2 protein-coding genes are annotated in these 2,603 nt (G+C 63.7%); both read left to right on the top strand.

The genetic code is table 11. The features are described from left to right. Positions 1-203 precede the first annotated feature (203 nt). Complete coding sequence (gene istA / locus BHQ40_RS24415; protein WP_083277144.1) at positions 204-1,730, top strand: IS21 family transposase; 1,527 nt, start codon at positions 204-206, stop codon at positions 1,728-1,730. Positions 1,731-1,741: 11 nt separating this feature from the next. Further along, positions 1,742-2,482, top strand: a complete 741-nt coding sequence (gene istB, locus BHQ40_RS24410; protein WP_070158277.1) for an IS21-like element helper ATPase IstB — start codon at positions 1,742-1,744, stop codon at positions 2,480-2,482. Positions 2,483-2,603: the final 121 nt, after the last annotated feature.

Raw genomic sequence — 2,603 nt, 5'->3', positions numbered from 1 at the left:
TGCGGATTCCGAGGCATCGCGCGCAGTATTCCGAATTGAAGCCGCGCGGGATTCCGATTTGATCGCGCGCGGGATTCCGAGAATTGTCCGCGCAGCATTCCGATTTGATGGCGCGCAGTTTGAGGTTCGAGCGGCCTGATCGTTGGGCCATTTCTGCGGTTGCACAGCAACCGGAGGGATGGATGCCGACGAGGAGGGTTACAATGCGCCAAGTGCGCGAGATACTGCGACTGAGCCTGGATGCAGGGCTTTCCACACGAGTTGTTGGCGAGCGCCTTGGGGTGGGCTCCACAACGGTTCGGGACACGATCAACCGCCTCCGATTAGCTGGCCTTGAATGGCCAGTCAGCGATGGCGTGACAGACGCGGAGCTGGAAGCCAAGCTCTACGGCGTACCCGGCGTGAAGCCCGGACGGCGCAAGCAAGCAGAACCAGACTGGTCGGTGGTAGCGCGTGAGTTGAAGCGCAAGCACGTGACCCTGCAGGTCTTGTGGGAAGAATACTATGCGGCGAACCCGGACGGGTACCGGTACAGCCGCTGGTGCGACCTATTCCGGCGCTGGGAAGGCCGGTTGTCGCTGGTGATGCGCCAGAGCCATGCCGGCGGCGAGAAGCTGTTCGTCGACTACGCCGGCGACACGGTGCCGGTGGTGATCAACCGCCGGACCGGCGAGATCCGCGATGCGCATCTGTTCGTGGCGGTGCTGGGCGGCTCGAGCCTGTCGTTCGCGTGCGCGACCTGGACCGAGCAGTTCGCTGACTGGGCCGAGGCCCATAACGCCGCGTTCGCGTTCTTCGGCGGCGTGCCGCAGTTGCTGGTGCCCGACAATGCCAAGGTCGCGGTGATCAAGGCTTGCCACTTCGATCCGATGGTCAACCGCAGCTACACCGACCTTGCCCGCCATTACGGTACGGCGGTGCTCCCGGCACGGAGCCGCAAACCGAGGGACAAGGCGAAAGTAGAGGCTTGCGTCGGCATCGTCGAAAGATGGGTGCTGGGCCGGCTGCGCAACCGCATCTTCTACAGCCTGGCCGAGGTCAATGCGGGCATTGCCGAGTGCCTTGCCGATCTCAACGACCGGCGCGTGCTGCGCCAGTTCCAGAAGACCCGGCGCGAACTGTTCGAGGAGGTCGACGCGCCCAATCTCAAGCCGCTGCCAGCTGAGCCGTGGGCCCATGCCCAGTGGAAGCGCTGCCGGGTCGGGCTCGACTACCATATCGCGCTCGATCACCACCACTACTCGGTGCCGCATCGCTTCGCCCGCCGGGAGGTCGAGGCTCGCTTTACCGCGCGCACTGTCGAGATCTTCCTGGGCGGCGAGCGCATCGCCGTTCACATGCGTGGCAGCGGAAATGGCCGGCACACCACCGTGCCCGAGCACATGCCCTCGAGCCATCGGCGTTATCTGGAATGGACGCCGGCCAAGATCCGTGAAGAGGCGGCCCGGATCGGGCCGATGCTGTTGCTGCTGGTCGAGCGCATCATCGACGACCGCCCGCATCCTGAACAGGGCTACCGATCCTGCCTTGGCATCATCGGCCTTGCCAAGCGCTTCGGCGCCGATCGGCTCGAAGCTGCCGCGGTCCGCGCGCTGGAGATCCAGGCGCGCAATTATCCGTCCGTCAAATCGATCCTCGAAAAGGGGCTCGACAAGGTGCCCGTGTCCAAAGCCCCGGAGCGCGAGCCGATCCTGCACGACAACATCCGGGGCTCCCAATACTACCATTGAGAGGAACAATGATGCTCAGACACCCAACCCTTGATCAACTGAACCAGCTCGGCCTGACCGGCATGGCGCATGCCTTCGCCGAGCTCGACAACAACGGCGATGCCGTCAGCCTGAACCACGCCGAATGGCTGGCGTTGCTGCTCGATCACGAGGCTACCTGGCGTAACGACCGGCGCCTCGCGCTTCGCCTGCGACACGCCAAGCTACGGCACCACGCTGTGCCCGAGGACGTCGATTACCGCGCTGCGCGCGGGCTCGACCGCCGGTTGTTCGAAATGCTGCTCAAGGGCAACTGGATCGCCGCCCACGAGAACTGCGCGATTATAGGGCCAGCGGGGGTCGGCAAAAGTTGGCTTGCCTGTGCAATCGGCCACCAGGCTTGCCGGGACAATCGCTCGGTTCTCTACACCCGCCTACCGCGCCTGATCGATGACCTATCGCTGGCCAAGGGTGACGGCCGCATCGCGGCCCGAATGAAGAGTCTCGCCCGCGTCGACCTGCTTATCCTCGATGACTGGGGCCTCGAACCGCTCGACGGCAATGCCCGTCATCACCTGCTCGAAATCCTCGAAGACCGTTACGGCCGTCGATCAACGCTGGTGACCAGCCAGCTCCCAATAGCCAGCTGGTTCAATCTGATCGGCGACCCGACCTACGCCGATGCCATCCTCGATCGCCTCGTCCACAACGCTCATCGCCTAGAACTCTCTGGCGAATCCATGCGCCGAAATCTCCACGCTCAAGCCGCTTGACCAATCAGGCTACATGATGACAACTGCACCCAACGATCAGGTGCTCAGACTGCGCGCGATCAGATCGGAACGCTGCGCGGCATCAGATCGGAATACATGCGCGCGATCGTCGGAATCCGCA

Source organism: Sphingobium phenoxybenzoativorans (assembly GCF_001757355.1).
Lineage (GTDB): Bacteria > Pseudomonadota > Alphaproteobacteria > Sphingomonadales > Sphingomonadaceae > Sphingobium > Sphingobium phenoxybenzoativorans.
The sequence above is the reverse complement of the archived record's forward strand: the minus strand, read 5'-3'. Positions and strand labels throughout refer to the sequence as shown.